We start from the raw sequence: 25,400 nt of genomic DNA, 5'->3' as shown, positions 1-25,400 counted from the left end.
ACCTTCATGACCGGGTTGCGAGCCGCCAGCAAGGCGAACGCGTGTTGATTCGCCACGGCACCACCTCGAAAGCTTTTGCGTCACGGCAGCCAGGCCGCTTGTGGGGTGGGTGAAGGCAAGGCGATCCCGCAGGCGGACAGGGCGGCTCGGGCGTCGTGAACACGAGGGCCGGGCAGGCGGACGCACGGGCACCCGCTAGAACCGATAGGGTAAGGCTTTATCTTGACGTGAAAATACTCCGCGGACATTGTAGTGTGAGCACCAGAAGAATAATCAGGTGACAACCGGCACACGCCGGGATTTTCGAAGGGGAAAAGAATGTCCGATTACAAGCTCGTCTTCCACATCAACGAGAACGACCGCTGGCCGTTCACCCTGCGCTCCGTACGCAACTTCATCCGCGCCGACGGGCACCGGTTCGTGGTGGCCGACTTCTCCGCGATCGAGGCGCGAGTCATCGCCTGGCTTGCAGGCGAGGCCACCACGCTTCAGGCCTTCCGTGACGGGAAAGATTTGTACTGCGAGACCGCGAGCCGCATGTTCGGTGTCCCCGTCGACAAGCATGGCGTGAACAGTGGGTTGCGTCAGAAGGGCAAGATCGCAGTGCTCGCCTGTGGTTATCAAGGCGGCGTCGGTGCCCTGAAAGCTATGGGGGCGCTGCGGATGGGGCTGGCTGAATCCGAGCTCCAGCCGCTGGTCGATGCGTGGCGGGCAGCCAACCCCAGCGTGGTGCAGCTGTGGGCGGACATCAACGCCGCCGCCATCGAGGCCATCTCTACCCGCCAGCCGACCGGTGTTGGTGCGCTGACCTTCACCGTGGAGTCCGGGATCATGTTCGTCCGACTGCCCTCCGGACGTCGCCTGGCCTATGTGAAACCCAAGCTGGGTGAGAACAGGTTCGGTGGCACTGCCATCACGCACGAGGGCATCACGACGGGTCGAAAGTGGGGCCAGTTGGAAACCTACGGTGGGAAACTCACCGAGAACATCGTCCAAGCCGTCGCCCGAGACCTGCTCACTTTCGGCATGCACCAGGTCGATCGCGCTGGGCACAGGATCGTCATGCACGTCCACGACGAGATCGTGGTGGAGACCGCCACGGCCACCGTGGACGAGATCTGCAAACTGATGGCCATTACGCCTGACTGGGCAGCGGGGTTGCCGCTAGCGGCAGACGGGTACGTGTGTGATTTCTACATGAAGGACTGATATCGCTGGGCGGAATCGAGGCGACGATGGACATAGGAGAACAAGCTGAAGGCATCGAGGAAGTCATGTTTACCTTCCTCACTACCTAGTCGGGTTTTGTGAGCGCGGGGATTGCGATAGTGCCCGTGGATCCCTATAAGCAGGTTCTTAAAACCCTTGTGCTCTGATTTTTCCGACTCCGTGGAAAAGCTATTAATCACGAGCTTAGGGGCAGAATTGTTTGTTCCCAAAGCTGCGTCGAACAACTCCTGACCATCGTCGGTCAAGCTAGTAAGGATACGGATGCGGTCAGGGATCGACTTGGCTGCCTCGGATATCGCGTGGAACAGAGACTCCGCGATCAGTTCTTGGCTGCAATACTCCATTAGGCGTTCGTGGGTACCGCGCCGCTGAAGTTCCTCCACGAGAGAGCTGGTAAGACGCTCGATATCATCGAATGTGCGTGCCGCCTCAGCGAGTTGGGTCAACTCGCCAGCATCGTCGATATGCCATCCTTCGGTCGCCAGCACCTTGTTGAGCAAGCGGCGCAAATCATTCCAACGCTGACGATCGGTGGTATGCCGTGCCGGGCTCATCGCAGTCGTTATGAACTCACGAGTGAGTTGACCTGCTTGCGCTGCGGACATTCCTTCCGTAAGCGCGCCAAACAGTCCTTCTCGCTTACTCCCGGCAACACGCGGTGGCGCACCAATGTCGAGGAGAAGCTCGTCGATTTGGCTTCCGCTTAGGCCCGGCAAATCGGTACTTGCCAGGACATTCGCAATACTGCGGATAGTCGAGCGTTGGGAGAAAGAATCGGACTGCATCACCGCTCCAGCTTCTCATGTGAGCGAGTGGCCTGAGTATTTCAGCAAGACCCGGGTGTCCGGATTCTTGCGCGCTCAGGGGCGTATGCGTGAGAGCCCGACGCGGCCGCACCCGTGGCTTGCTGGAATTCACGTCAATCCTGGCTCTTAGAAGGAGCCAGACATGGCTACGAGAGATCTTCAGGTATTCACCAACGATGCCTTTGGAACGATCCGAACTGTCGAGCATGAGGACAAGGTGTATTTCTGTGGCCGCGATGTGGCCACCGCCTTGGGGTACAAAGATCCAGTTAACGCCATCAAGCAGCATGGACGTGGGGTGGCGTTTCACCACCCCATCACGGATGCGCTCGGTCGCACTCAAGAAGCCAGGTTCATCACCGAAGGTGACCTGTACCGGCTCATCTTCTCCTCCAAGCTCCCCGCAGCCCAAGACTTCGAAGCCTGGGTTGTCAACGAGGTCCTGCCCACCATCCGCCGCCACGGCGTCTACGCCATCGACGAGCTCTTGACAACGACGAGTTCCTCGAGCACGCCATCATCCAGCTTCGCTCCGAGCGGGCCAAGCGGCTGGCCGCCGAGCAAGCCCTGCTCGAGGCCGCCCCGAAGGTCTCCTACTACGACGTCGTGCTCCAGTCGGACTCGCTACTGACCATCACCGAGATCGCCAAGGACTACGGCCTGTCAGCCAAGAAGCTGAACTTGCTGCTGCACGACGCCGGGGTGCAGTTCAGGCAGTCCGGCCGCTGGTTCCTCTACGCCCGGTTCGCCGAGCAGGGCTACACGCAGTCCAAGACCCACGAGTACGACGAAGGCAAGACCCGCACTCACATGTACTGGACCCAAAAGGGCCGCTTGTTCGTCTACGACCTGCTGAAGAACCAGTTCGGCCTGCTGCCGGTCATCGAGCAGGACGGCGGTGCGGCATGACGACGACTGCTCCCGGCATCGACCTGGGTTTCTCGCCCCACAACACGGAGGGCTACCCAGACCCCACCGCGTACAAGGCGCTGAAGAATCTCCAACGCGCCGAGTACGGCTACCGGCCCTTGGTCTACATCTGCTCGCCGTACTCCGATGACACAGAGAACAACGTGGAGTTGGCTCGCGCGTTGTGTGCTCACGCGGTGGCACGTCGCAAGATTCCGCTCGCACCACACCTGTTGTTTCCGCAGTTCATGGACGACACCGACGCGAGTGAGCGTGAGTTGGCGATGTTTTTCAACCGAATTCTTCTGAGCAAGTGCGAGGCGATCTGGGTCTACACGGCCCGCGTCTCGGCAGGGATGCGCGCCGAGATCGAATGGGCCCACCACCTCGAGCTGCCCATTACCTATTTCGACGCCGACTTTGAGGAGGTCACCCTATGAAGGCGATGACGATGTTCACCGCGCAAGTGGCAGGTCAGCAGAACAACGCCCACTACCCGAACCCGCACACCGTGACCACGGCAGCCGACCTGGAGGCGGTTACGCGGTTGGATCATGTGGTTGCCGAGTACGTGGGTGGCAGGCGCTCGGCTGGCAGTTTCGTGACCTCGAACTGCTTGGTGATGGACGTGGACAACTCCCACACCGAGGATGCTGCCGAATGGGTCACCCCGGCATCGCTGGCGGAGCGGCTGGCGGGTGTGGCGTTGATGACCGCCACCTCCCGCAACCACCAGAGGACCAAAGGTGCCCAGTCGCCCAGACCCCGCTTCCACGTCTACTTCCCAATTAACCCCGTAACTGATGCTGAGGCCTACGCGGGGCTGAAGAAGCAGCTCGCCGCCCGGTTCGTGTTTTTCGACCCGAACGCGATCGACGCTGGCCGCTTCATCTACGGCCACAATGATCCGCAGATCACCGTGGTCGAGGGTGAACGCACCATCGACGCTTGGCTTGCCGACACGGTGGAGGAGGACGTGTTCGCCCAGTGGGATGAGGGCACCCAGGCGATCGAGGAGGGTTCGCGTAACGCCACCTTGTCGAGGTTTGCTGGCAGGCTGCTGATTCGCCTCGGCACGACCGATGAGGCACGCGACTTGTTTGACCGCAAGGCCGCACGCTGCAACCCGCCGCTGCCCGAGGCAGAGGTGGAGTCGATCTGGAGGTCGGCCACCCGGTTCGCCAAGACGGTCGAGAACCAGCCCGGGTATGTGCCACCAGAGGATTTTGAGGCGAGCCTGGATTCGGTACGCCCCGCCGATTACAGCGACGTCGGCCAAGCCCACGCCCTAACCAAGGCCTATCCGGACTCGCTGCGCTACTCGGAGGCCACCGACTGGCTCGTCTATTACGACGGTGTCTGGTACGAATCCGCTCCCGCAGCCCAAGCCGTCGCCCAGGAGCTCACCGAACGCCAACTGGCCGAGGCTCACAAGCTGCTCGAAGACGCCAAAGACCAGCTCGCTGCCACGGGGGCTGCCATGTTGTTGGCGTCGATGTCGAAGGCGAAAGCCCAGGCCATGTTCAACACCGCCCAACAAGAGGCGTTCGCCGCATTCGAGGACGCGAAAACCTATGCGGCCTACGCGCTCAAGCGTCGCGAATCGCGCGGGATTACCAACTGCCTGAAAGAAGCCCGCCCCATGCTGCTGACCACACCTGAGCAGCTCGATGCCGACCCGTATCTGCTCAACACCCCATCAGGCACCTACGATCTGCGCCACGGAGCCGCATCGCGCCGCGACCATGACCCGGCGGACCTGGTGACCAAGCAGACCAGCCTCGACCCTGGCATCGACGGGGCGCACCTGTGGCAGGAAGCCCTCGAGGTGTTCTTCCAGGGCGATGCCGAGCTCATCGCCTATGTGCAGCGCATCGTTGGCTTGGCTGCGATCGGGCAAGTGTTCGTCGAAGCGCTCGTCATCGCTTACGGGGATGGTCGCAATGGCAAATCGACGTTCTGGAACACGATCGCCCGGGTGCTGGGCACCTACGCAGGCAACATGAGCGCTGATGTGCTCACGATCGGTGGGATGCGCAACGTCAAACCGGAGCTGGCTGAGGCCAAAGGCAAACGCCTCATCATCTCCGCCGAGTCCGAAGAAGGCGTGCGCATGTCCACCTCCGTGGTCAAACAGCTCGCCTCCACCGACCAGATCTACGCGGAGAAGAAATACAAGGCACCGTTTGCCTTCACCCCCTCGCACACCTTGATTCTCTACACCAACCATCTGCCCAGGGTGGGGGCGATGGATGCTGGTATTTGGCGCAGGCTCATCGTCATCCCCTTCGAAGCCAAGATCGAAGGCACGTCCGACATCAAGAACTATGCCGACTACCTCTATACGCAGGCAGGCGGGGCGATCCTGGCCTGGGTTATGGAGGGCGCGCACCTCATCCACGCCGAGAACTACCACCTCAAGGCCCCGGCCCGAGTGGTGGAGGCATCAGCGGCGTATCGGGAAGAGAACAACTGGTTCGCCCAGTTCCTCGACGCCCACTGCGACCTCGACCCTGGGCTGTCGGAACGGGCCGGGGACTTGTACCAGACCTACCGGGCGTGGGCGATGTCCACCTCCGGGTGGGCGCGTCCCATGGTCGATTTCAACGCCACCGTAGAACACCACGGCTTTGTCCGCAAAAAGATGAAATCCGGGATCAGGGTTTTTGGCCTCCAACTGAAAAACGAGTTTGACCAGCAGTAATAGCGCTGGGTGCAGCCTGGTGCAGACCCATATGTGAGTTTCCTATAGGGCATAAAAACTAGCCCTATAGAAAAGTCCAAAACGACCCTGCACCAGGTTGCACCCTCGGCAAAACACCAAGGACGTGTAACCCATGAACGAGCAAGCAATCGAACAACACTTGAAGCAAGCCGTTGAGGCGATCGGTGGCCTGTGCTGGAAATTCACCAGCCCAGGAACCGCAGGGGTTCCAGACCGCATCTGCATCCATCGCGGACGCGTCATCTTCGTCGAACTCAAAGCACCCGGACGCCTCCCACGCCCCATCCAACGCCGCCGCATCCACCAACTCACAGACCACGGCATGGACGTGGTCGTCGTTGACAACATTGACGCGATCCAGGAGGTGGCTGATGCGCTACGAGCCGCATGACTACCAACGACAGGCCACCGCCTTCGTTGAAGACCACCCGCAGGCCGCGATCCTGCTCGGGATGGGCCTGGGCAAGACGGTGATCACCCTGACGGCAATCTGGAATCTGCTGCTGGACTCCTTCCAGGCCCGCCGGGTCCTCATCGTGGCACCCCTGCGAGTCGCCCGCGACACCTGGCCTGCCGAGGCCACCAAATGGGACCACCTCGCCGGGCTCACCATCGCCGTCGCCGTCGGGTCCAAAGCCCAGCGGCTCGATGCCCTTGCCGCCGAGGCGATGGTGACCGTCATCAACCGCGAAAACGTGCCCTGGCTGGTGCGCCACCTCGGCAACACATGGCCGTTCGACACGGTCGTCATCGACGAGCTGAGCTCGTTTAAGAACCACCGGGCGCAGCGGTTCAAAGCACTCGCCTCCGTGCGACCACGCATCACCCGGATCGTGGGACTCACCGGCACTCCCGCAGCCAACGGGCTGATGGACTTGTGGGCGCAGTTCCGACTCCTAGATGAAGGCCAGCGCCTCGGCAGGTTCATCACCTACTACCGCAACCGCTGGTTCGTGCCCGATCGGCGAAACGGCCAGCAGATCTTCACCTACAAGCCCGCACCCGGTGCTGAGGGCGAGATCTACGAGGCGATCAGCGACATCACCTTGTCGATGCGCACCACCGACTACCTGCGCTTGCCTGAGCTGACGGTCACCACGAAGCTCGTCGACCTCGACGTCAAGGAGCGCAAAGCCTACGAGCGGTTGCGAGATGAGATGGTGCTCGACCTCGACGGGCAGGTCATCGACGCCGCGAACGCCGCAGCCCTCTCGGGCAAGCTGCTGCAGCTGGCCTCCGGTGCGATCTACGACGAGGACGGCCAGCCACTGGTGGTGCATGACCGCAAGCTCGACGCGCTCGAAGACCTCGTGGAGGCAGCCAACGGCCAGCCACTACTCGTGGCCTACTGGTTCAAACACGACCTGCAGCGGATCACCGAACGCCTCCCGCAGGCCCGCGAGCTCACAACCAGTACCGACATCGAGGCATGGAACAGCCGGGAGATTCCCCTGGCGCTGATCCACCCGGCCTCCGCCGGGCACGGGCTCAACCTTCAGCAAGGCGGCAACCTCCTGGTCTGGTTCTCCCTGACCTGGTCGCTGGAGCTCTACCAGCAAACCAACGCGAGGCTCTACCGCCAGGGCCAAGACCAGCCGGTGACGATCACCCACCTGGCAGCAGCCGACACCCTCGATGAGGCGGTGCTGGCCGCGCTGGACAACAAAGACACGACACAGGCTGCGTTGATCAATGCGGTCGCAAAAACTCTGGGAAAGCAGGCTCACTCATGAACGACCACCCCATCTGGGACTACTTCGACTACCGCAAAGCCGCCATCGGCGTCCTCCAGGACTACGCAACCCAAGCTGTCATTCTCCAGCAAGGCGACGGGTACGCCGACGAGCTCAAAGCCTCACTGACCTCAATCGGCTCACCCCGATTCGACGGCCTCCCACGGGGCAACAACCCGCACGCTGGTGAAGCGAGAGTCTGCTCGATCCTCGACAACCTCGACGCGCTCAAAGCCCGCAACCAAAAAGCGCAGGCCTACATGGATTGGTTCAACCCGGCCTGGGAAAGCCTCAGCGACGATGACCGGCTGGTCCTCGAGGTCTTCTTCCTCGACGACCTCTCCGCCGAGGACGCCGCCGTCAAAGTTGCCGAGCACTTCTACGTCGAACGCAAGACGGCCTTCGCTAAGAAGCAGCGCGCCCTTGCCCGTTTCGCCCGTCTCTTGTTCGGCAGAGACTGAAGCATTGGCGCGCATGAGTGTCGCAAAGAGGGGATGACTTTCAGGGTGTGCCTGTCGCATGCTGTAAGTGGTTGAAAAGTAGGTCCCGACCCCCAGACGAATCATCACGGTTCGTCTGGGGGTCGTTGCCATGAACGACAAGGGTGGTGAGACGGATGCCTTTCAAACCCAAGCGCCCGTGCTCCCAGCCCGGTTGTCCCGAGCTGACCGACGCCAGGTTCTGTCCCGAGCACGCCCGCGCCGAGGACACCCGCTACCGCAAGTACCAGCGCGACCCGAAGATCAACCGACGCTACGACCACCGGTGGCGAAAGATCCGCGCGGCCTACGTGCAGGCCCACCCGTTGTGCGAGGACTGCCTGGCCCGTGGCCGGTACACGCCCGTTGCTGAGGTCCACCACGTGATCCCGCTGGAACACGGCGGCACCCATGACGAGTCGAACCTGCGCAGTCTGTGCAAGCCGTGCCACTCGCGCCAGTCCGCGCTCGATGGCGACCGGTGGCGGCAAGCCCCTCAGGTCCACAGCTACTAAACGCGCTGTGTGCCCGCCTCTCGCGGCCTACCTGACGACCCTCACCTGTGCCGACCTCGAGGCCGCTGGCCCGGCACGAGGCGACGTGGCGCGTTTGCCGAGGGGTGGGGGCGAGCGGATCTCCACAGCTGGCGCGCTCCTCAGCGGGCGGGGCCAACCGTGCGCAAAACCGCCGAATCAAACGGGGTATTGACCCCTCACGCCCTCCACACCAGGGCACGACGCCCTGACAAGGAGGCAAAGCCATGGCCAAAGACGGCACCAACAGGGGCGGACGTAGGGTCCGCGCCGGGGCGAAGCCCGAAGCGCTGAACGACAAGCTCGCCGCAGGGCGCCCCGCCACCCGGCTCACCACACCGGCCGAGCTCGATGTGTTCGACCTGGACGGCACCGACATCGGCGATGGCGCGCTGCTCGCAGGCGAGACGATGCCAGAACCCGGCGAATACCTCTCTGCCGAGCAGCGCGACGGCCAACCACTCGGCGCGGATTTGGTCTACCGGGAGACGTGGAGCTGGCTGGATGAACGCGGCTGTACCGAGTTCGTCTCCAAACGCTTGATTGAGCAGTACGCGCAGGCGTTCGCCCGCTACATCCAGTGCGAGCAGGCGATTTCCAAGTTCGGTCTGCTCGGCAAACACCCCACCACGGGCGCTGCAATCGCCAGCCCGTTCGTGGCCATGTCGCAGTCGTTCGGCAAGCAGGCCAACGTGTACTGGTACGAGATCTTCGACATCGTGCGCGCCACCTGCACCACCGACTACTCCGGCACCACACCAGGCGATGAGGTCATGGAGCAGCTGCTCAAAGCCTCCTCCTAACGCCCCGCGACCCCTTGTTTCGTTTCTGGCCTGCCCGACACACGGGCGGGCTTTCTTGTTGTTCGCTTTTGTGAAAGGAGCCCTCGCGTGTCTGTAGTGCGAAGTGCTGAATCTGTGTGTATCGGCCACCCCGACAAGCTGTGCGACCTCATCGCAGACCACATCCTCGATGACATCCTCACCCTCGACCCGACGGCACGCGTGGCCGTTGAGGTCATGGCAACCGGCAGGCGCATCATCGTCACCGGCGAGATCACCACCACCATCCGGCCCCGTCTGCGCGCCTCCACACGGGAGGCGCTGCGCCAGGCCGGGTACAACCCGAACCGGTTCCTCATCTACGTGTGGGTGCACCGCCAATCCGCCGACATCAGCGCAGGTGTCACCACCTCCATCGAGGCCCGTGCCGGTGACGAGTCGGCGTATGCGAGCCTCGGGGCGGGCGACCAGGGCACCGTCTACGGGTACGCCACGAACGAAACGACCCAGCGCCTGCCACTGCCGCTCGTGCTCGCCCACGAGATCTGCCGCCGCCTCGATACAGCCCGCACCGACGGCACCATCCGTGGGATCGGACCCGACGGCAAATCCCAAGTCAGTGTGGTCTACGACGAGCTGGGCACCCCGATCGGCATCGACACCGTGATCGTTTCCATCCAACACGATGCGAACAAAGACCCCGAGGCGCTTGAACGCGAGGTGCGCACGCTGATCGTTGCTCCCGCCATCGAGGAGCACCTGCCCGGTGCCACGGCTGAGCGCGTGTTGGTCAACCCGTCCGGGCGGTTCGTCACCGGCGGCCCCACCGCTGATACCGGGCTGACCGGACGCAAGCTTATGGTCGATACCTACGGTGGGCTCGGCCCGCACGGCGGTGGCGCGTTCTCGGGGAAGGACCCCTCCAAGGTCGACCGGACGGGCGCGTACATAGCTCGCCTGATCGCGAAAACCGTGGTGGATGCGCGCCTGGCCGAAGAATGCCACGTCGCTATCTCCTATGCAATCGGTAAGGCTGACCCGGTCGCGTTCCACATCGACACCTTCGGCACCGGTCAGCACCCGGACTGGCTGCTCACCGACGCCGCCCAGGCGATCTTCCCGCTGCGCCCGGCCGCGATCATCGAACGCCTCGGCCTTAGAGCCCCCATCTACGCGAAGCTTTCCACCTACGGGCACATGGGCCATGGCCTGAGCGAGTGGGAATGGACGCTGCCGTTTACCGACAAGCTCACCACGGAGGTGATCCGCCGTGCTCATCAAGCAGCTACCCATCAGTGAGCTCAAGCCCGCCGACTACAACCCGCGTAAGGACCTAAAACCAGGAGATCCAGAATACGACAAGCTCAAGCGCAGCCTCACCGAGTTCGGTTACGTCGAGCCAGTGATCTACAACCACACCACCGGCCACGTCGTCGGCGGCCACCAGCGCCTGAAAGTACTCGCCGACCTCGGCCACACCGATGTTGACTGCGTGGTCGTCGAACTGGACGAGACCCGCGAGAAGGCGCTCAACGTCGCATTGAACAAGATCAGCGGCGACTGGGATGAATCCAAGCTGGCCCTGCTCATCGCCGACCTGGACGCGGCCGACTTTGATGCCGAGCTCACCGGCTTCGACGATGACGAAATCCAGGCGATGATTGGTTCCCTCGACGATGACGAGGTCACCGATGACGGCTTCGATCTCACCGCCGCTCTCGAGGCCGCATCCTTCGTCCAGCGCGGGGACATCTGGACTATCGGCAGGCACCGGCTCGTCTGCGGGGACGCTACCAACCCCGGTGATGTCGCGGTGCTTATGGACGGCAAGAGCGCGAACCTGGTGCTCACCGACCCGCCCTACAACGTGGCCTTCGAGTCTTCCGATGGGCTCACGATCAAGAACGATGCGATGAAGGCCGACTCCTTCTATGAGTTCCTGCTCGCCGCGTTTACCAACATGGCAGGTGTTCTCGACAAGGGCGGGTCTGCGTATGTGTTCCACGCCGACACCGAAGGGCTGAACTTCCGCAAGGCGTTCATCGACGCCGGGTTCAAACTCTCCGGCTGCTGCATCTGGGTCAAAGACTCCCTCGTGCTGGGACGCTCACCGTACCAGTGGCAGCACGAACCGGTGCTCTACGGGTGGAAGCAGGGAACCAAGCACAAGTGGTTCGCTGACCGGAAACAGACCACGATCTGGAACTTCGCCAAGCCCCGCAAAAACAGTGACCACCCGACGTCTAAGCCGCTGGATCTGCTGGCCTATCCGATCCGCAACTCCACCCAGGCAAACGCGATCATCCTCGATACCTTCGCTGGCAGCGGTTCGACCTTGATGGCAGCCGAGCAGACCGACCGCATCGCCTACCTCATGGAGCTCGACGAGAAGTACGCCTCGGTGATCCTGCGCCGCTACGCCGAGGCGACCGGGGACGCAGCCGGGATCACCTGCCAGCGAGGCGACACCCAATACGCCTACCTGGATCTGGTCAAACAGGTCGACCGCGACCGCGAATAAAACCCCGCAATATGCAGGGACAACAGGGGCGTGAAAATGAGCCGTTGATGAGGGCAAAAACGACTGGATAAGCGGAAAAACGTATGGCTGTATGTACATGACCGAAAACACCCCCACATCCGGGGAACCGAGCGAAAAGGACTGGTCATGAGTGAATTACACATCGAAATCAGCGAGCTCATCGCAGCCGGAGTCAACGTCTACGACCCCGAGGAAACCCTGCGGGTTGCCACAGCACTTGGCTACCAGCTGGTGGTACGCGTGATCGAGTGTGACCCGACGCGTTTCCTCAGCATGGTGGCCGCCTGGTTCGAGCAGGAGGTCGTGGCATGAGCATCCTCGCCTTCACCCCGCACAAAACGGGCAGGGAAAAGCTCGCCCAGCTTCTCGCCAATCACCTTGGCGTCAAGGCCACCTACCTGGGCACGCCCTCCTTTGCCTACCAGATCGCAGACGCCACGCTGGATCGGGACTGGACCCTCTACCTACCAGATGGCATCGAGGCGCAGGCCGTGCTCGAGGCCGCCTACAAGGCGGGCTTTGAAACCGCCGACCCGGGCGAGGTGGCGTTAACGGTCACGATGCCCACCACCGGGTGGAGTGAGCGCACACGCGCCAACCTCGAAGCACTCCTAGCGGCTAAAGGGCCACTGATCGCCAAAGCCCTGGGCATCCCGGCCACACCCGTCGAGTTCAACGATGACCAGACGGTCTCGTTCCCGTGGTGTGAGTCGATTACGCCGGAGACGGCACGCGAGGCGGTGATCCCACTTGTGGCCAGGCTCTGCCAACGCGCCCAGGAGGCAACCCGGATCCGATCCACACCGCCTGCACCGGGCAATGACAAGTACACGATGCGCTGCTTCCTGCTCTCCCTGGGCTTCATCGGCCCCGAACACAAGCAGGCACGCCGCATCCTGCTGGCAGGCCTGGAAGGAGACGCCGCCTGGCGCACCCCGACAAGCAGGAAGGAGAACCGGCCATGACTCCCGGCCAGCGGGTGCGCCTGATCGCCACCAGCTACCCGTACACGACGCTGCGCCCCGGTGTGCTTGGCACCGTGGCGTTCGTCGACGACCTCGGCACCGTCCACGTCGACTGGGACACCGGATCGAATCTGGGGCTCATCCCGGGCGAGGACTCCTGGGAAACCCTACCCACCGAAAAACCCGAAAAATAGCAGCTCATCAGGGCAAACAATGACTGGATATGCGGCAAAACGTATGGCTGTATGTACATACCGAAAGCACACCACCTCAGGGAAGGACACAGCCATGAACACCCAGGCAAAGATGAGCATCGAAGAGGAAACCACCCAGCGCCTGGTCGAGAATGCGAACCGGCTCGCCTACACCATCGTCACCATCGACACCACAGACGACCTCGCGATCGAGATCCGCCCCGCAGCCCGCATGCCGTACACCCCGCCCTTGTACCGGGATTGGCAGACCGGCCAGTGGACGATCCAAACCACCTCATACGGCTCCCTCGACCCGGAAGAGATCGAAAAGGTCACCGACGGCTATCGACGCGCCATCGCCATGGTCAGCGAACTGGCACCCCTGAACGCCCGCGACCTGGTGAACTGCAGCATCACCCGCAACGCCTGACCTGCTGGCACCCGGAAACCCTGCCTCGAGCGGGGTTTCCCTCGTCACAAGCCTTGTTTCTCCACGGTTTTTCCGAGTGCTGTAGATCCCAAAAAATAGTGCCTGATCTGGGCAAATACGACTGGATAAGTGCCCGCACCTATGGCTGTATGTACATGACAAAAGAACACCACCTCAGGAAATGACAACAGCCATGAACACCACCGAGAAGCTCACCACCGAAGCCCTGCAGATGCGCGTCGACTCCTACGGGGCGATCCTCGCACACGGCGACTACACGCTGGCCACCTTCGCGACCTGGACCAAGAAAGACGGCTACGGCAACAGCGCCCAGGTCTACCGCCTCACCGAAGCCCCGATCGACGGCTTCGGCCCGAACGCGCGCGGCCGCAGCGAATGCGCCCTGGAGCTCATCTCCGAGGCCGACCACCTTTTCGCAGACGCCGGGCACGCCATCGCCTGGGCCCTGACCCAGATCTAACCCACACCCCACCAAGGCCAAGGAGGACACCCGATGGACGCCACCCGGGAGCTGGTCACCAACCACCTGGAGATCCCCGCCGACGCCGCCCCGCACGGTGAGATCCAGGCTGCCGCCGAGATCCCCTTCAGCGTCCTCGACGAGCTCGCCGAGGAGGTCGGGGCTGAGAAGATCCCGGTCCACACGCTCAGCCGCATCGGCTGGCACTACACCAAAGCCGATCAGATCATCGCCCTGGCCAGGCAGCGCGGCCTGTCCGATTGGCGCTACGGCGGCTTCGACACCGACCAGGTGGTCGCCAACTTCCGCGCCACCTACTGCTAACCCCTCGCACCGTCCCGACCCTCCAACGGATCGGGACTTGCCCCACACTCTCCGTTTCGCCCCACACGGTTGGGGCTTTTCTTATACCCCGAGGAAGGAGCTGCCGCCACGATGACGAGCACGTATCAGCCGACCAGGTTCATGGCAGACGGCTCCACCTACAACCAGCGCAAAGCTGATTTCGCTGTCGCATTCATTCAGGCGCTGCGCCACACTAAAGGCCGCTGGGCAGGCACACCGTTCACGCTGCTGGGCTGGCAGGAACAGATCGTGCGTGACCTGTTCGGCACCATCAAGCCCGACGGCTACCGGCAGTTCACCACCGCCTATGTGGAGATCCCCAAGAAGCAGGGCAAGTCCGAGCTGGCTGCTGCGATCGCGCTGCTGCTGACGTGCGGGGACGGGGAGCAAGCCGCCGAGGTGTACGGGTGCGCGGCCGACCGGCAGCAAGCCAGCATCGTCTTCGAGGTCGCCGCCGACATGATCCGCCAATCACCGGCCCTGTCGAAGCGGGTGAAAATCCTCAGCAGTCAGAAGCGGATCATCTACAAGCCGACCAACAGCTTCTACCAGGTGCTCTCGGCTGAGGCGTACTCCAAGCACGGGTTCAACATCTCCGGGGTCGTCTTCGACGAGCTGCACACTCAACCCAACCGCGCGTTGTTTGACGTGATGACCAAGGGTTCGGGTGATGCGCGCACCCAGCCGCTGTATTTCCTCATCACCACCGCAGGTACTGACACCCACAGCATCTGCTACGAGCAGCACCAAAAAGCGCGCGACATCCTGGCGGGCAAGAAACACGACCCCACGTTCTACCCGGTGATCTACGGCGCTGATGTGGACGATGACTGGACAAGCGAAGATGTCTGGCACAAGGCCAATCCTTCGCTTGGGGTCACTGTGCCGGTGGAGAAGGTGCGGGCGGCGTGCAACTCGGCTCGCCAGAACCCCGCCGAGGAGAACTCGTTTCGCCAGCTTCGCCTCAACCAATGGGTGAAACAGTCGGTGCGGTGGATGCCCATGCACATCTGGGACGCATGCGTCGACCCGGTGGACTTGGACGAGCTGGAGGGTAGGCCCTGCTACGGAGGGCTGGACTTGGCCTCCACGACGGATATCACCGCGTTCGTGCTGGTATTCCCGCCCTACGGGGATGACGAGAAGTACCGGATCGCCCCGTGGTTTTGGATACCGGAGGACAACCTGTCGCTTCGGGTGGCGCGTGATCACGTGCCCTACGACCTGTGGCACAGCCAGGGCTTCTTGGAGACCACGGAAGGCAACGTCGTCCACTACGCCCACATCGAGCACCTCATCGAACAACTCGGTGAGAGGTTCGATATCCGCGAGATCGCCTTCGACCGGTGGGGCGCGGTGCAGATGAGCCAAAACCTCGACGATGCCGGTTTCACCGTCGTGCCCTTCGGGCAGGGATTCAAGGACATGAGCCCACCGAGCAAGGAGCTGATGAAGCTCGCACTCGAAGGACGCCTCGCCCACGGGGGCCACCCGGTGCTTTCTTGGATGGTCGACAACATTCATGTACGCACCGACCCGGCAGGAAACATCAAACCCGACAAGCAGAAGTCCACCGAGAAGATCGACGGGGTCGTGGCCACCATCATGGCGCTGGACCGCGCGATCCGAGGCGGCAGCGCCCACGCGGGCACGTCGGTGTACGACTCGCGCGGGCTGCTCGTCCTCTAACGCTTCGACAACGTAAAGGAGGCCCCTGTGGGACTTTTCGACTGGCTCAGACCCAATCCCCGGCAGGTGTCCAACCACCAGCTGTCCTCGAGCTACAGCTTCTTGTTCGGGCCCACCAGCTCCGGGCGCACGGTCACCGAACGCTCAGCGATGCAGATGACTGCGGTCTATTCGTGTGTGCGGATTTTGGCTGAAGCTATCGCTGGTTTGCCGCTGCATGTGTATCGCATCGAGTCGGACGGATCGAAAGTCAAAGCCACCGATCATGGCTTGTATCGGCTTCTTCACGATGAGCCGAACCCGGAGATGACCAGCTTCGTCTTCCGCGAGACGCTGATGACGCATCTGCTGTTGTGGGGCAACGCCTACGCGCAGGTCATCCGCAACGGCCTCGACGAGGTCATCGGCCTCTATCCGCTCATGCCCAACCGGATGAGCGTCGGCAGGGATGATGCGGGCAGGCTCTACTACGAGTACCAGGCCATCAGCGACGAACCCGCTGGCCAGTGGTCTCGCATCCGGCTTTCGCCTGCTGACGTGCTGCATATTCCTGGGCTCGGGTTTGATGGGCTGGTGGGCTATAGCCCGATTGCGATGGCGAAGAACGCGATCGGTATGGCCATGGCCACTGAGGATTACGGCGCGAGTTTCTTCGCTAACGGGGCTGCCCCCGGTGGGGTGTTGGAGCATCCGGGCACGATCAAGGACCCGTCTCGGGTGCGTGAGTCTTGGCAGCAAACTTTTGGTGGGGCCCGCAACGCCAACAAGGTCGCGGTGTTGGAAGAGGGCATGAAGTACACGCCCATCTCCGTCTCCCCGGAGCAGGCGCAGTTCTTGGAGACCAGGAAGTTTCAGATCAACGAGATCGCCCGGATCTTCCGCATCCCACCGCACATGGTGGGAGACCTCGAAAAATCGAGCTTCAGCAATATTGAGCAGCAGTCGTTGGAGTTCGTGAAATACACGCTCGACCCGTGGGTCATCCGCTGGGAACAAGCCCTGACCAAGACGCTGCTGAGCCCGCGTGAGAAGCCGAGCGTGTTCGTGAAGTTCAACCTTGAAGGTCTGCTGCGCGGCGACTACGTCTCGCGCATGAACGGCTACGCGGTAGCACGCCAGAACGGGTGGATGAGCGCGAACGACATCCGCGCCCTGGAAAACCTTGACCGTATCGCTGTCGCTGATGGTGGCGACGTGTACCTGGTCAACGGCAACATGCTGCCGCTATCCATGGCCGGGGCCTACGCCACCAAGGGGCAGGAAGAACCAGCGGGGTTGGAGCCGTCAGAAGGCGGTTCGCCTCCTGGCGGGCCACCAACTGAACACAGAGTTGAAAGGAGGAGCCGGTGAGACGGTTCTGGAACTGGGAGCCACCCGCTCCCGACACATCTGACCCGGCGGGTAGCGATACCAGCCGGGTTTTGCGTATCAACGGGGTGATCGCTGAGGAGTCATGGTTTGACGACGACATCACCCCGGCCCTGTTCGCCTCCGAGCTGGCGGCAGGTTCCGGTGATGTGACGGTGTGGATCAACAGCCCCGGCGGCGACGTCGTCGCGGCAGCCCAGATCTACAACATGCTCCTCGACTATCCCGGACACGTGCGGGTGTGCATCGACGGGATCGCGGCCAGTGCCGCCAGCGTGATCGCCATGGCAGGTGAAGTCGTGGCGATGAGCCCGGTGTCGATGCTCATGATCCACAACCCCGCCACCCTCGCCGTCGGTGACGCCGATGAGCTGGGCCGTGCCATCGACATGCTCGCAGCGGTCAAAGAATCCATCATCAACGCCTACGAGCTGAAAACCGGGATGAGCCGGGCCAAGCTCGCTCGCCTGATGGATCAAGAGACCTGGATGGACGCGCGTGCTGCCATCGCGATGGGTTTTGCCGACGGCTACCTCACCGGCAACGCCCCGAAGGTCACCGACCCCGATGAGGACGACGATGAGGGGCCGGACACGAAGCCACCGTGGCCGCCGAAGACCGGAAACCCAGCCCCGCTCGCCGATACCGCCAGCGGGGTGTGTTTTGCCCGAAAGCCCGCCGAGCAGCGCCTCGTCGCGCACCTGACCGACACGCCACCAGCCACCCAGCCACCAACCCCAGCGCCCGTACGGCTCACGGGTCGTCGGGTGGTGGACCTGTACGCCGCCCTGGTCAATCACACCCACTAACAAGCAAGGAGAACCCTTTCCCATGTCCACGATCACGATTTCTGACCTGCGTACCCGCCGCGCCGACACCTGGGAGAAGGCCAAGGCCTTCCTCGACGAGCGCCGCGACACCACCACCGGCTGCCTCTCCGCCGAGGACGACCAGACCTACGCCCGCATGGAAGCCGACATTGAACGGCTGAGCGCCGAGATCGCTCGCGCCGAGCGCGCCCAGCGCCTAGACGCTGATCTGGCCCGCGCCACGAATACGCCGCTGACCTCGATGCCCGGCCAGACCGGCGAGGAGAGCGAACCCAAGACCGGCCGCGCCACCGCCTCCTACAAGCGCGCCTTCTGGGATGCGATGCGGCTCAACGCCTCTCCCATGGAGGTGCGCAACGCCCTGTCCGAGGGGGTCGATTCCGAGGGCGGCTACCTCGTCCCGGACGAGTTCGAGCACACCCTCGTGCAGTCGCTCGCCGACCAGAACATCATGCGAGGGCTTGCCAACGTCATCCAGACCACCAGCGGGGACCGCAAGATCCCGGTCGTCTCCACCCACGGCAGTGCCGGGTGGCTCGATGAGGGCAAGCCCTACACCGAATCCGACGAGACCTTCTCCCAGATCACCCTCTCGGCGTTCAAGCTCGGCACGTTCCTCAAGATCAGCGAGGAACTGCTCGGCGATTCGGTCTTCGACGTCGAGGCCTACCTCGCCGCCGAGTTCGCCCGCCGCATCGGTGCCGCCGAAGAGGAGGCTTTCCTTGTCGGTGACGGCAAGGGCAAGCCGACCGGCATCTTCGACACCACCGGTGGTGGCATCTCGGATGTGACCACCGCGAAGGCCACAGACATTACCGCCGATGAGCTCATCGACCTGCACTACAGCCTGCGCGCCCCGTATCGGGCCCGGGCGGTGTGGCTGATGAACGATGCCACCGTCAAGACCGTGCGCAAGCTCAAGGACAACCAGGGCCAGTACCTGTGGCAGCCAGCGCTCACGGTTGGTGCCCCGGACATGATCCTGGGCAAGCCGGTGCACACCTCCACGTTTGTCCCTGAGATCAAGGCGGGCGCGAAGACCGTGGCGTTCGGTGACCTGTCCTACTACTGGATCGCTGACCGGCAGGGACGCTCGTTCAAGCGGCTGAACGAACTGTTCGCCACCTCCGGCCAGGTCGGTTTCCTCGCCTCCCAGCGCCTGGACGGCAAGCTCGTCCTGCCCGAGGCCGTCAAGATCCTCACCCAGAAGGCCGGAGCCTAAAACCCCCACGCAACGAATAGGAGGTGGCAGCCATGAACCACCAGCTCATCGACCAGGTCAAAGCCAACCTCATCCTCGCCCACGACGAGGATGACGAGCTCATCGCCAACCTGGTGGTAGCTGCCACCTCCTATGCCACCGCCTACCAGCACTTGCCTGAGGACTACTACGAGGCCCACGAGATGCCCGGTTCGACCCGGCAGGCGATCGTGATGCTCGCCAGTCACTTCTACGAGTCGCGTGACGGGTCTACGGCCGGGTTCTGGTCCGACAAACCCGATGCCGCCAAGGCCATGTGGGGCGCGGTGAACACGCTGCTGCGCCTTGAGCGCGAATGGAAGGTCTAACCCATGGCAGGCATTGGCAGTATGCGAGAAACCATCGACCTCATCACCCCCGTGGCCCGAAGGGACGCTGCGGGTTTTACCGCTAGCGCCGAGCAGGTGGTCGCCTCGGTGCGCGCCTACCGAGAGGTCCGGCACGCCAGCTCAGCGTGGGTGAACCGTGCGGCCTACACGCATGCAACCGTCTTGTTCCGCATCCGCACCATCCCCGGGCTCACCGTCTCAGAGGTCATGCAGATCACAGCTTGCGATGGCCGCTACGTCATCGACACCGTCGAGCCCATCGGCGGCTACATCGAGATCCTTGCCCACCGTCTGCAACCGGAAGGAGCCCATCATGGCGCGCGTCCAGATCCGACTCCCCAATAAGTACATAGACGCACTCGAGGCCACCTCACGCCTGCTGGACACTGCAGCCGACGAAGTTCTGACAGCTGGCGCGAACGTGGTCGAACCACGCATGCGAGCCAACCTCGCCGCCGCGATCGGGCAGGCGACCACCACGCCGTCGCGCTCAACCGGCCAGCTCCTCGGGGCCCTGGGTGTCACGAGCGTGAAGGTCAACTCACGAGGCGATCACAACGTCAAGGTCGGTTTCGCCGAGAACCGCCGCGATGGCAGGTCGAACGCGCTCATCGCCAACGTGCTTGAGCACGGCAGGAGCAACCAGCCCGCACGCCCGTTCCTGGCACCGACACGCTCCCAGACCAGACGGGGCGCGGTGGAGGCGATGAAAACCGTGCTTAAAGCCAAGCTCGACGGGATCACACCATGACCATCCCGCTTTTGGAAACCCTCACCACGGTCGCTGACCGGCTTGATCTGCCGATCGCGGTGAGCCTGTTTAGCGCCTCGCCCGCACCGGATACCTATCTGGTGGCCACCCCGATCGGCGACACGCTGGAGGTGTTCGCCGACAACACCCCGAGCGTCGAAGTCGAAGAAGTCCGCCTCGGCCTGTTCACAACTGGCAACTACCTGACCTGGCGAGACACGCTCACCCACGCGCTCGTCGACGCGGGGCTGGTGGTGACCGCCAGACGCTACATCGGCTTCGAGGACGATACGGGCTACCACCACTACAGCTTCGATATCAGCTGCCACCACCCGTTTTAACGAAAGGACGAATCACCCATGGCCACGATTGGTCTTGACAAGCTCTACTACGCCACGATCACCGAAAACCCCACCACCGGCGAGGAAACCTACGCCAGCCCGAAGCCACTGGCCAAAGCGATCTCAGCGGAACTCTCCGTCGAGGTCGCCGAGGCGATCTTGTATGCCGACGATGGGCCCAGCGAGATCGTCAAGGAATTCAAATCCGGCACGCTCACCCTCGGCGTGGACGACCTAGGAGCAGAAGCCGCAGCGGCACTGACCGGTGCCACCCTGGATGCCAACGGGGTGCTCATCTCGTCCTCGGAAGACGGCGGCACACCGGTAGCGATCGGGTTCCGTGCCGCCCGCTCCAACGGCACCTTCCAGTACTTCTGGCTCTACCGCGTCAAGTTCGCCCTGCCAAGCACCACGCTTGCCACCAAGGCCGACTCGATCACGTTCTCCACCCCGAGCATCGAGGGCACGATCCTGCGCCGCAACAAGCCAGACGCGAAGGGCCGCCACCCGTGGAAAGCCGAAGCCACCGAAGGCGACCCCAAGGTCAAGGCCGAGATCATCACCGGCTGGTACCAGTCCGTCTACGAGCCCGCCGCCACCAGCCCCGGCAAGTAAAGGAGCCCGCTCATGACAAACACATCCTCGATTGATGTTGCCGGGCGCAGTGCGACCGTGACGATTGGTGGGAGCGAGTACGAGCTGGTGCTCACCACCAAGGCCACCCGGCTGATCGCCGAGCGCTACGGCGGGCTGGACAAGCTCGGAGCCGCGTTGGAGACCTCCGAGGACCTCGGCCAGACACTGACCGAGGTGATCTGGCTGATCACGCTACTGGCCAACCAGTCAGTGCAGATCCACAACCTCACCCACCGCGACAACCCGCGCCCGCAGTTGACGGAGGACGAGGTGGAGCTGCTGACGGTTCCTGCCGATATCGCCGACTACCGGGGTGCGATCGCTGAGGCACTGCAGCGAGGCACCCGCCGCGACATCCTCACCGAGCCAGCCCCAAAAGTGAGCCCGGCAGCGGACGGATAGTCGAATCCGACCGGGCAGTGTTCACCCGCCTGACCTACATCGGTTTAGCCCACCTCGGCCTGAGACAAGACGAGGTGGGCCTGATGGTCTTTGGTGAGCTCCTTGACCTGGTGGACTGCTGGCGGATCGAGACAGGACGAGCGAAACCAGCACGGGTGTGGTTCATCGACGACATCATCCCGCCCGGGATCTAACCCCACTGACAGGCAGGTGAATCCTCATGGCTGACTCATCGTTTGGTCTCAAGATCGGTCTGGAAGGTGAACGCGAGTTCAAGCGGGCCATCACCGACATCAACCGTGAGATGCGGGTGCTGGGCTCGGAGATGAAACTGGTGGCCTCCCAGTTCGACAAGAACGACAAGTCCACCCAGGCGCTGGCCTCCCGCAACCAGGTGCTGACCAAAGAGATCGAGACCCAAAAGGCCAAGATCGAAACACTCAAGGCCGCGCTGGAGAACTCGGCCGCGTCGTTCGGGGAGAACGATTCGCGCACGAAAAACTGGCAGATCCAGCTCAACAACGCCGGTGCCGAGCTCAACGAGCTGGAAAAAGAGCTAAAGGCCAACAATGATGCGCTCGGCGAGTTCGGTGACGAGGCCGACGGTGCAGGCGATGATGCGAAAGACGCTGCCAAGGATGCCGGGCATTTGGAGGACGCGGTCGATGATCTCGGCGACGAGATGGACGACACCGGGGATAAGACCCGGATCTTCGGGGACGTGCTCAAAGCGAACCTGGCCGCCGAGGCGATCGTCGCTGGTGTCAAGGGCATCGGCAAGGCGATCACGAGTATCGGCCGGGGTATGGCCGATGCGTTGAAGGACGGGGTGGAGTACAACGCCCGCATGGAGCAGTACACCACCAGCTTCACCACGATGCTCGGCGATCAGGCAAAAGCCCAACAGCTGGTCAACGACCTGAAAACCCAGGCCGCGAAGACCCCGTTCGGCATGGAGGATTTGGCGAAGAACACCCAAACCCTGATGGCGTTCGGTATCAGCGCCGACGAAGCTACCCGCAGACTAGGCCAGCTCGGTGATATCTCCCAAGGTGACGCGCAGAAGATGGAGTCACTGACGTTGGCGTTCGCCCAGATGTCCTCGACAGGCAAGCTGACTGGCCAGGACCTCAACCAGATGATCAACGCCGGGTTCAACCCGCTGGAGGAGATCTCCCGCAAGACGGGCAAGTCCATCGGCGAGCTGAAAGAGGAGATGGCCAAGGGCGCGATCAGCGCGGACATGGTCGCTGACGCGTTCGCTTCGGCAACCGAGGAAGGCGGCCGTTTCCACGGGGCGATGGAAGCCCAGTCGAAAACCTTCACCGGACAGCTCTCTACCATGCGCGACGGCATCGACAACCTCAAGGGCCTGCTCGCCCAAGGTTTGACCGACGCGCTGGCTGGCACGGTCATGCCGATGGTCAACGGGTGGATCGATGAGCTCACGGCAGCCTTCGAGCAGGGCGGAGCCCCGGCGTTGATCGACAAGCTCGGCGAGATCCTGCAAGAAGCACTCGCGTTCATCGCCGAGCAGCTGCCGATGGTCGTCGAGACCGGCATGTCGATCCTGACCGCCCTGCTGGAAGGCATCATCGAGGTGTTGCCGTCGGTGGCCGAGACAGCGGTGATGCTCGTCGTCGCACTAGTCGAGGCGATCATCGAGGCGCTGCCGTCACTGTTGGAAGCAGCCCTGCAGATCATCGCCACCTTGGTCACCGGTATCGGTGAGGCACTCCCGGAGCTCATCCCGGCGGCCGTGGAGATGATTGTCGCCCTGGTCCAAGGGCTGGTCGATGCGCTGCCAATGATCCTGGATGCCGCGTTGCAGCTCATTTTGGGGCTCGCCCAGGGCCTGCTGGAGGCGATCCCGGTGCTCATTGAGGCGCTGCCGCAGATCATCACCTCGATCGTGGAGTTCCTCATCGGGGCGATCCCGCAGATCATCGAGACCGGTATCGCGTTGTTGACCTCCTTGGTCGACGCGCTCCCGGAGATCATCACCGCGATCGTGACGGTGCTGCCACAAATCATCACCGGCATCATCACCACGCTGCTGTCGGCCCTGCCGCAGCTCATCGAGGCTGGCGTCAAACTACTCACCGCCTTGATTGGGGCGCTGCCGCAGATTATCGCAGCGATCGTCTCGGCGATCGGTGGGGCGATTCCGCAACTGGTCATGGCGGGTGTCGAGCTGTTGACCGCGTTGATTACGAACCTGCCGCAGATCATCTCGACCATCGTGGCGGCGATCCCTCAGATCATCACCGGGATCGTGGGCGCGGTCGGTCAAGGGGTCGGCCAGATGGCCTCTGCTGGCGCGGACCTCGTGCGGGGCTTGTGGAACGGCATCCAGTCGCTGGCAGGCTGGCTCTGGGACAGGGTTACAAGCTGGTGTTCTGACATTTGGGATGGCATCACCGGCTTCTTCGGCATCAACTCGCCGTCCAAGGAAATGGCGTGGGTCGGTGACATGCTCACCAGAGGCCTGGCCGGAGGTATCGAAGACACCGGAAACCGCGCAGTCGCAGCCGCCGAGGACGTCGCCGCAGACACCCTTAAGGCCATGAGCGAGCTCACCAGCGGTATCGACGTGCCGATCACCACCAGCCTGGAGCCGGTCGATCTGACCCCAACCCACCTGCAACCACCGCTTGCAACCACCAGCCACAGCGCTGTCGGCCAGGAGGAAGGGCGCGCAGGAGAGGTGGCGGGCATCGTCGACCAGACCGCCCGGGCACTGCTGGAGGCCATGGACATCAAGGTCGTGCTCAACGACGGCGCGCTGGTGGGCAAACTCGCTCCCGGCATCAACCGCCAGTTGGCTCGTATCAACTCCCACCACACGGTGCTCGCTACAGGAGGAGGTGTCTGATGCATGGTTTCACTCTCGACAAGACAGTGTCCTCAACGTCGCTGGGCCTGCGGCTCACCGGCCCGGTCGACCTACCTGTCGCCGAGCGGGTCACAGACGATATTGAGGTGGCGGGCAGAGCCGGGACGCTGACCCGCCTGGGCGGCTGGCATGACACGTCGATCACGTTGCCGCTCGCGATCACAGGCAGCCTGGCCGCCTACCACAAAGCCGCACTGGCGCTGACCCGGGCGGCGACCATTCACCTGTCCCACCAGCCCGGGGCGTTCCACAAGATCAAACACGCCTCCATTAGCCCACTGCGCGCGGACATGTCCTCGTGGGGATTCTTCGAGGCGCACCTGGTGTGCGAGCCGTTTAGCTACCTGGATTCTGGGCTGACCACCCACACGCTCACCGCCTCCGGGCAGATCACCAACCCTGGCCTGGTGGATGCGGCACCGATCATCACGATCAGGGGCACCGGGGCGTTGACGCTGACGATCAACGGGGCCGCCTATCGCGTTCAGTCACCGGCAGGGCAGATCACCCTGGACTCGGCGCGGCTTGTCGCGCACGTGGCAGGCCGGGTGCAAACCGACGCGCTGACCGGCACGTTCCCGATCCTTACTCCAGGGGTCAACCGGGTCACTTTGGGTAGTGGCATCTCCAAAGTCGAGATCACCGGGAACTGGCGAAACCCCTAACCCGGCCCATCTCTTTGCTCCCAGTGCGCCCGTAGCCGTTTCTTTGGCTGCGGGTGCACGTCTGCGAAAGGAACACCA

General features: G+C 62.9%; 30 protein-coding genes and 1 pseudogene. 30 read left to right on the top strand and 1 reads right to left on the bottom strand.

All coding sequences use genetic code 11. The features are described 5' to 3' along the window. The first annotated feature begins 318 nt into the window (after positions 1-318). Positions 319-1,209, top strand: coding sequence for a DNA polymerase (locus BN2664_RS07580; protein WP_007000790.1), 891 nt, complete (start codon positions 319-321; stop codon positions 1,207-1,209). On the opposite strand, the gene BN2664_RS07575 is transcribed toward BN2664_RS07580, so the two are convergent. Next, positions 1,194-2,015: a TIGR02391 family protein gene (locus tag BN2664_RS07575; RefSeq protein ID WP_007000791.1), complete on the bottom strand. Its 822-nt coding sequence runs from the start codon at positions 2,013-2,015 to the stop codon at positions 1,194-1,196. The genes BN2664_RS07580 and BN2664_RS07575 overlap by 16 nt on opposite strands. 163 nt (positions 2,016-2,178) lie before the next feature. Here BN2664_RS07575 and BN2664_RS07570 point away from each other — a divergent pair. The 29 genes and pseudogenes from BN2664_RS07570 to BN2664_RS07435 all read left to right on the top strand — a co-directional run bounded on the left by BN2664_RS07570 (position 2,179) and on the right by BN2664_RS07435 (position 25,322). Beyond that, positions 2,179-2,945: pseudogene (locus BN2664_RS07570) on the top strand (phage antirepressor). Continuing rightward, positions 2,942-3,385, top strand: coding sequence for a DUF7768 domain-containing protein (locus BN2664_RS07565; protein ID WP_007000793.1), 444 nt, complete (start codon positions 2,942-2,944; stop codon positions 3,383-3,385). Before BN2664_RS07570 ends, BN2664_RS07565 begins: the two are co-directional and overlap by 4 nt. Beyond that, positions 3,382-5,649, top strand: a complete 2,268-nt coding sequence (locus tag BN2664_RS07560) for a phage/plasmid primase, P4 family (RefSeq protein ID WP_007000794.1) — start codon at positions 3,382-3,384, stop codon at positions 5,647-5,649. The genes BN2664_RS07565 and BN2664_RS07560 overlap by 4 nt, the downstream gene beginning before the upstream one ends. A gap of 133 nt (positions 5,650-5,782) precedes the next feature. Next, entirely contained in the window at positions 5,783-6,061 is a 279-nt protein-coding gene (locus BN2664_RS07555; protein ID WP_007000795.1) for a VRR-NUC domain-containing protein, read from the top strand. Then, a complete protein-coding gene (locus BN2664_RS07550; protein WP_007000796.1) occupies positions 6,042-7,403 on the top strand; it encodes a DEAD/DEAH box helicase in 1,362 nt (453 codons plus the stop codon). The genes BN2664_RS07555 and BN2664_RS07550 overlap by 20 nt, the downstream gene beginning before the upstream one ends. After that, a complete protein-coding gene (locus tag BN2664_RS07545; protein ID WP_007000797.1) occupies positions 7,400-7,864 on the top strand; it encodes a hypothetical protein in 465 nt (154 codons plus the stop codon). The genes BN2664_RS07550 and BN2664_RS07545 overlap by 4 nt, the downstream gene beginning before the upstream one ends. Positions 7,865-8,019: 155 nt before the next feature. Further along, positions 8,020-8,397: an HNH endonuclease gene (locus tag BN2664_RS07540; protein WP_007000798.1), complete on the top strand. Its 378-nt coding sequence runs from the start codon at positions 8,020-8,022 to the stop codon at positions 8,395-8,397. Positions 8,398-8,642: 245 nt separating this feature from the next. Further along, positions 8,643-9,218, top strand: coding sequence for a P27 family phage terminase small subunit (locus BN2664_RS07535; RefSeq protein WP_007000799.1), 576 nt, complete (start codon positions 8,643-8,645; stop codon positions 9,216-9,218). 87 nt (positions 9,219-9,305) lie between these two features. Next, positions 9,306-10,496: a methionine adenosyltransferase gene (metK, locus tag BN2664_RS07530; protein WP_007000800.1), complete on the top strand. Its 1,191-nt coding sequence runs from the start codon at positions 9,306-9,308 to the stop codon at positions 10,494-10,496. Continuing rightward, positions 10,468-11,718 carry a site-specific DNA-methyltransferase gene (locus BN2664_RS07525; protein ID WP_007000801.1) on the top strand — a complete coding sequence of 417 codons (1,251 nt, stop codon included), beginning with the start codon at positions 10,468-10,470 and terminating at the stop codon, positions 11,716-11,718. Before metK ends, BN2664_RS07525 begins: the two co-directional genes overlap by 29 nt. Positions 11,719-11,865: 147 nt before the next feature. Further along, entirely contained in the window at positions 11,866-12,051 is a 186-nt protein-coding gene (locus BN2664_RS07520) for a hypothetical protein (protein WP_007000802.1), read from the top strand. After that, positions 12,048-12,704: a hypothetical protein gene (locus BN2664_RS07515; RefSeq protein WP_007000803.1), complete on the top strand. Its 657-nt coding sequence runs from the start codon at positions 12,048-12,050 to the stop codon at positions 12,702-12,704. Before BN2664_RS07520 ends, BN2664_RS07515 begins: the two co-directional genes overlap by 4 nt. Continuing rightward, positions 12,701-12,898 (top strand): DUF4314 domain-containing protein, encoded by a 198-nt coding sequence (locus tag BN2664_RS07510; protein WP_007000804.1) that lies wholly within the window; start codon positions 12,701-12,703, stop codon positions 12,896-12,898. Before BN2664_RS07515 ends, BN2664_RS07510 begins: the two co-directional genes overlap by 4 nt. Positions 12,899-12,992: 94 nt before the next feature. Continuing rightward, a complete protein-coding gene (locus tag BN2664_RS07505; RefSeq protein ID WP_007000805.1) occupies positions 12,993-13,328 on the top strand; it encodes a hypothetical protein in 336 nt (111 codons plus the stop codon). A 193-nt stretch (positions 13,329-13,521) separates the two neighbouring features. Then, positions 13,522-13,809 carry an Nmad4 family putative nucleotide modification protein gene (locus BN2664_RS07500; RefSeq protein ID WP_040316958.1) on the top strand — a complete coding sequence of 96 codons (288 nt, stop codon included), beginning with the start codon at positions 13,522-13,524 and terminating at the stop codon, positions 13,807-13,809. A 33-nt stretch (positions 13,810-13,842) separates the two neighbouring features. Further along, positions 13,843-14,133, top strand: a complete 291-nt coding sequence (locus BN2664_RS07495) for a hypothetical protein (RefSeq protein ID WP_007000807.1) — start codon at positions 13,843-13,845, stop codon at positions 14,131-14,133. A 111-nt stretch (positions 14,134-14,244) separates the two neighbouring features. Further along, positions 14,245-15,843, top strand: a complete 1,599-nt coding sequence (locus tag BN2664_RS07490; protein WP_007000808.1) for a terminase large subunit — start codon at positions 14,245-14,247, stop codon at positions 15,841-15,843. Positions 15,844-15,870: 27 nt separating this feature from the next. Next, the gene (locus tag BN2664_RS07485) at positions 15,871-17,193 is read left to right on the top strand and encodes a phage portal protein (RefSeq protein ID WP_007000809.1); all 1,323 of its coding nucleotides are present in this window, start codon (positions 15,871-15,873) and stop codon (positions 17,191-17,193) included. After that, the gene (locus BN2664_RS07480; protein WP_007000810.1) at positions 17,190-18,020 is read left to right on the top strand and encodes a head maturation protease, ClpP-related; all 831 of its coding nucleotides are present in this window, start codon (positions 17,190-17,192) and stop codon (positions 18,018-18,020) included. The genes BN2664_RS07485 and BN2664_RS07480 overlap by 4 nt, the downstream gene beginning before the upstream one ends. Before the next feature lie 22 nt (positions 18,021-18,042). Next, positions 18,043-19,263 (top strand): phage major capsid protein, encoded by a 1,221-nt coding sequence (locus BN2664_RS07475; RefSeq protein ID WP_007000811.1) that lies wholly within the window; start codon positions 18,043-18,045, stop codon positions 19,261-19,263. Between the two features lie 32 nt (positions 19,264-19,295). Beyond that, positions 19,296-19,610 (top strand): head-tail connector protein, encoded by a 315-nt coding sequence (locus BN2664_RS07470; RefSeq protein ID WP_007000812.1) that lies wholly within the window; start codon positions 19,296-19,298, stop codon positions 19,608-19,610. A 3-nt stretch (positions 19,611-19,613) separates the two neighbouring features. Beyond that, entirely contained in the window at positions 19,614-19,976 is a 363-nt protein-coding gene (locus tag BN2664_RS07465) for a phage head completion protein (RefSeq protein ID WP_007000813.1), read from the top strand. Further along, on the top strand, positions 19,945-20,382 hold the full coding sequence (locus BN2664_RS07460; protein ID WP_007000814.1) for an HK97-gp10 family putative phage morphogenesis protein: 438 nt from the start codon (positions 19,945-19,947) through the stop codon (positions 20,380-20,382). Before BN2664_RS07465 ends, BN2664_RS07460 begins: the two co-directional genes overlap by 32 nt. Continuing rightward, positions 20,379-20,723: a hypothetical protein gene (locus BN2664_RS07455; protein ID WP_007000815.1), complete on the top strand. Its 345-nt coding sequence runs from the start codon at positions 20,379-20,381 to the stop codon at positions 20,721-20,723. Before BN2664_RS07460 ends, BN2664_RS07455 begins: the two co-directional genes overlap by 4 nt. An 18-nt stretch (positions 20,724-20,741) precedes the next feature. Then, a complete protein-coding gene (locus BN2664_RS07450) occupies positions 20,742-21,338 on the top strand; it encodes a major tail protein (RefSeq protein WP_005295596.1) in 597 nt (198 codons plus the stop codon). 12 nt (positions 21,339-21,350) lie between these two features. Next, a complete protein-coding gene (locus tag BN2664_RS07445) occupies positions 21,351-21,761 on the top strand; it encodes a hypothetical protein (RefSeq protein WP_007000816.1) in 411 nt (136 codons plus the stop codon). Positions 21,762-21,778: 17 nt separating this feature from the next. After that, a complete protein-coding gene (locus BN2664_RS09275) occupies positions 21,779-21,955 on the top strand; it encodes a hypothetical protein (protein ID WP_007000817.1) in 177 nt (58 codons plus the stop codon). A 26-nt stretch (positions 21,956-21,981) separates the two neighbouring features. After that, positions 21,982-24,636, top strand: coding sequence for a phage tail protein (locus BN2664_RS07440; protein ID WP_007000818.1), 2,655 nt, complete (start codon positions 21,982-21,984; stop codon positions 24,634-24,636). Next, positions 24,636-25,322, top strand: coding sequence for a hypothetical protein (locus BN2664_RS07435; protein ID WP_007000819.1), 687 nt, complete (start codon positions 24,636-24,638; stop codon positions 25,320-25,322). The genes BN2664_RS07440 and BN2664_RS07435 overlap by 1 nt, the downstream gene beginning before the upstream one ends. The last annotated feature ends 78 nt before the right edge of the window (positions 25,323-25,400 follow it).

Source organism: Actinobaculum massiliense, from assembly GCF_001457435.1.
GTDB lineage: Bacteria > Actinomycetota > Actinomycetes > Actinomycetales > Actinomycetaceae > Actinobaculum > Actinobaculum massiliense.
Note: the sequence above shows the minus strand (reverse complement) of the source record. Positions and strands in the feature narration are given on the sequence as shown.

Coding starts and splice junctions, on each gene's coding strand:
- BN2664_RS07435 (WP_007000819.1), top strand. CDS start 24,636: ATGCATGGTTTCACTCTCGACAAGACAGTGTCCTCAACGTCGCTGGGC.
- BN2664_RS07535 (WP_007000799.1), top strand. CDS start 8,643: ATGGCCAAAGACGGCACCAACAGGGGCGGACGTAGGGTCCGCGCCGGG.
- BN2664_RS07455 (WP_007000815.1), top strand. CDS start 20,379: ATGACCATCCCGCTTTTGGAAACCCTCACCACGGTCGCTGACCGGCTT.
- BN2664_RS07445 (WP_007000816.1), top strand. CDS start 21,351: ATGACAAACACATCCTCGATTGATGTTGCCGGGCGCAGTGCGACCGTG.
- BN2664_RS07500 (WP_040316958.1), top strand. CDS start 13,522: ATGAACACCACCGAGAAGCTCACCACCGAAGCCCTGCAGATGCGCGTC.
- BN2664_RS07545 (WP_007000797.1), top strand. CDS start 7,400: ATGAACGACCACCCCATCTGGGACTACTTCGACTACCGCAAAGCCGCC.
- BN2664_RS07495 (WP_007000807.1), top strand. CDS start 13,843: ATGGACGCCACCCGGGAGCTGGTCACCAACCACCTGGAGATCCCCGCC.
- BN2664_RS07475 (WP_007000811.1), top strand. CDS start 18,043: ATGTCCACGATCACGATTTCTGACCTGCGTACCCGCCGCGCCGACACC.
- BN2664_RS07515 (WP_007000803.1), top strand. CDS start 12,048: ATGAGCATCCTCGCCTTCACCCCGCACAAAACGGGCAGGGAAAAGCTC.
- BN2664_RS07560 (WP_007000794.1), top strand. CDS start 3,382: ATGAAGGCGATGACGATGTTCACCGCGCAAGTGGCAGGTCAGCAGAAC.
- BN2664_RS07450 (WP_005295596.1), top strand. CDS start 20,742: ATGGCCACGATTGGTCTTGACAAGCTCTACTACGCCACGATCACCGAA.
- BN2664_RS07470 (WP_007000812.1), top strand. CDS start 19,296: ATGAACCACCAGCTCATCGACCAGGTCAAAGCCAACCTCATCCTCGCC.
- BN2664_RS07490 (WP_007000808.1), top strand. CDS start 14,245: ATGACGAGCACGTATCAGCCGACCAGGTTCATGGCAGACGGCTCCACC.
- BN2664_RS07440 (WP_007000818.1), top strand. CDS start 21,982: ATGGCTGACTCATCGTTTGGTCTCAAGATCGGTCTGGAAGGTGAACGC.
- BN2664_RS07575 (WP_007000791.1), bottom strand. CDS start 2,015: ATGCAGTCCGATTCTTTCTCCCAACGCTCGACTATCCGCAGTATTGCG.
- BN2664_RS07510 (WP_007000804.1), top strand. CDS start 12,701: ATGACTCCCGGCCAGCGGGTGCGCCTGATCGCCACCAGCTACCCGTAC.
- BN2664_RS07505 (WP_007000805.1), top strand. CDS start 12,993: ATGAACACCCAGGCAAAGATGAGCATCGAAGAGGAAACCACCCAGCGC.
- BN2664_RS07580 (WP_007000790.1), top strand. CDS start 319: ATGTCCGATTACAAGCTCGTCTTCCACATCAACGAGAACGACCGCTGG.
- BN2664_RS07465 (WP_007000813.1), top strand. CDS start 19,614: ATGGCAGGCATTGGCAGTATGCGAGAAACCATCGACCTCATCACCCCC.
- BN2664_RS07550 (WP_007000796.1), top strand. CDS start 6,042: ATGCGCTACGAGCCGCATGACTACCAACGACAGGCCACCGCCTTCGTT.
- BN2664_RS07460 (WP_007000814.1), top strand. CDS start 19,945: ATGGCGCGCGTCCAGATCCGACTCCCCAATAAGTACATAGACGCACTC.
- BN2664_RS07520 (WP_007000802.1), top strand. CDS start 11,866: ATGAGTGAATTACACATCGAAATCAGCGAGCTCATCGCAGCCGGAGTC.
- BN2664_RS07540 (WP_007000798.1), top strand. CDS start 8,020: ATGCCTTTCAAACCCAAGCGCCCGTGCTCCCAGCCCGGTTGTCCCGAG.
- BN2664_RS07565 (WP_007000793.1), top strand. CDS start 2,942: ATGACGACGACTGCTCCCGGCATCGACCTGGGTTTCTCGCCCCACAAC.
- BN2664_RS07555 (WP_007000795.1), top strand. CDS start 5,783: ATGAACGAGCAAGCAATCGAACAACACTTGAAGCAAGCCGTTGAGGCG.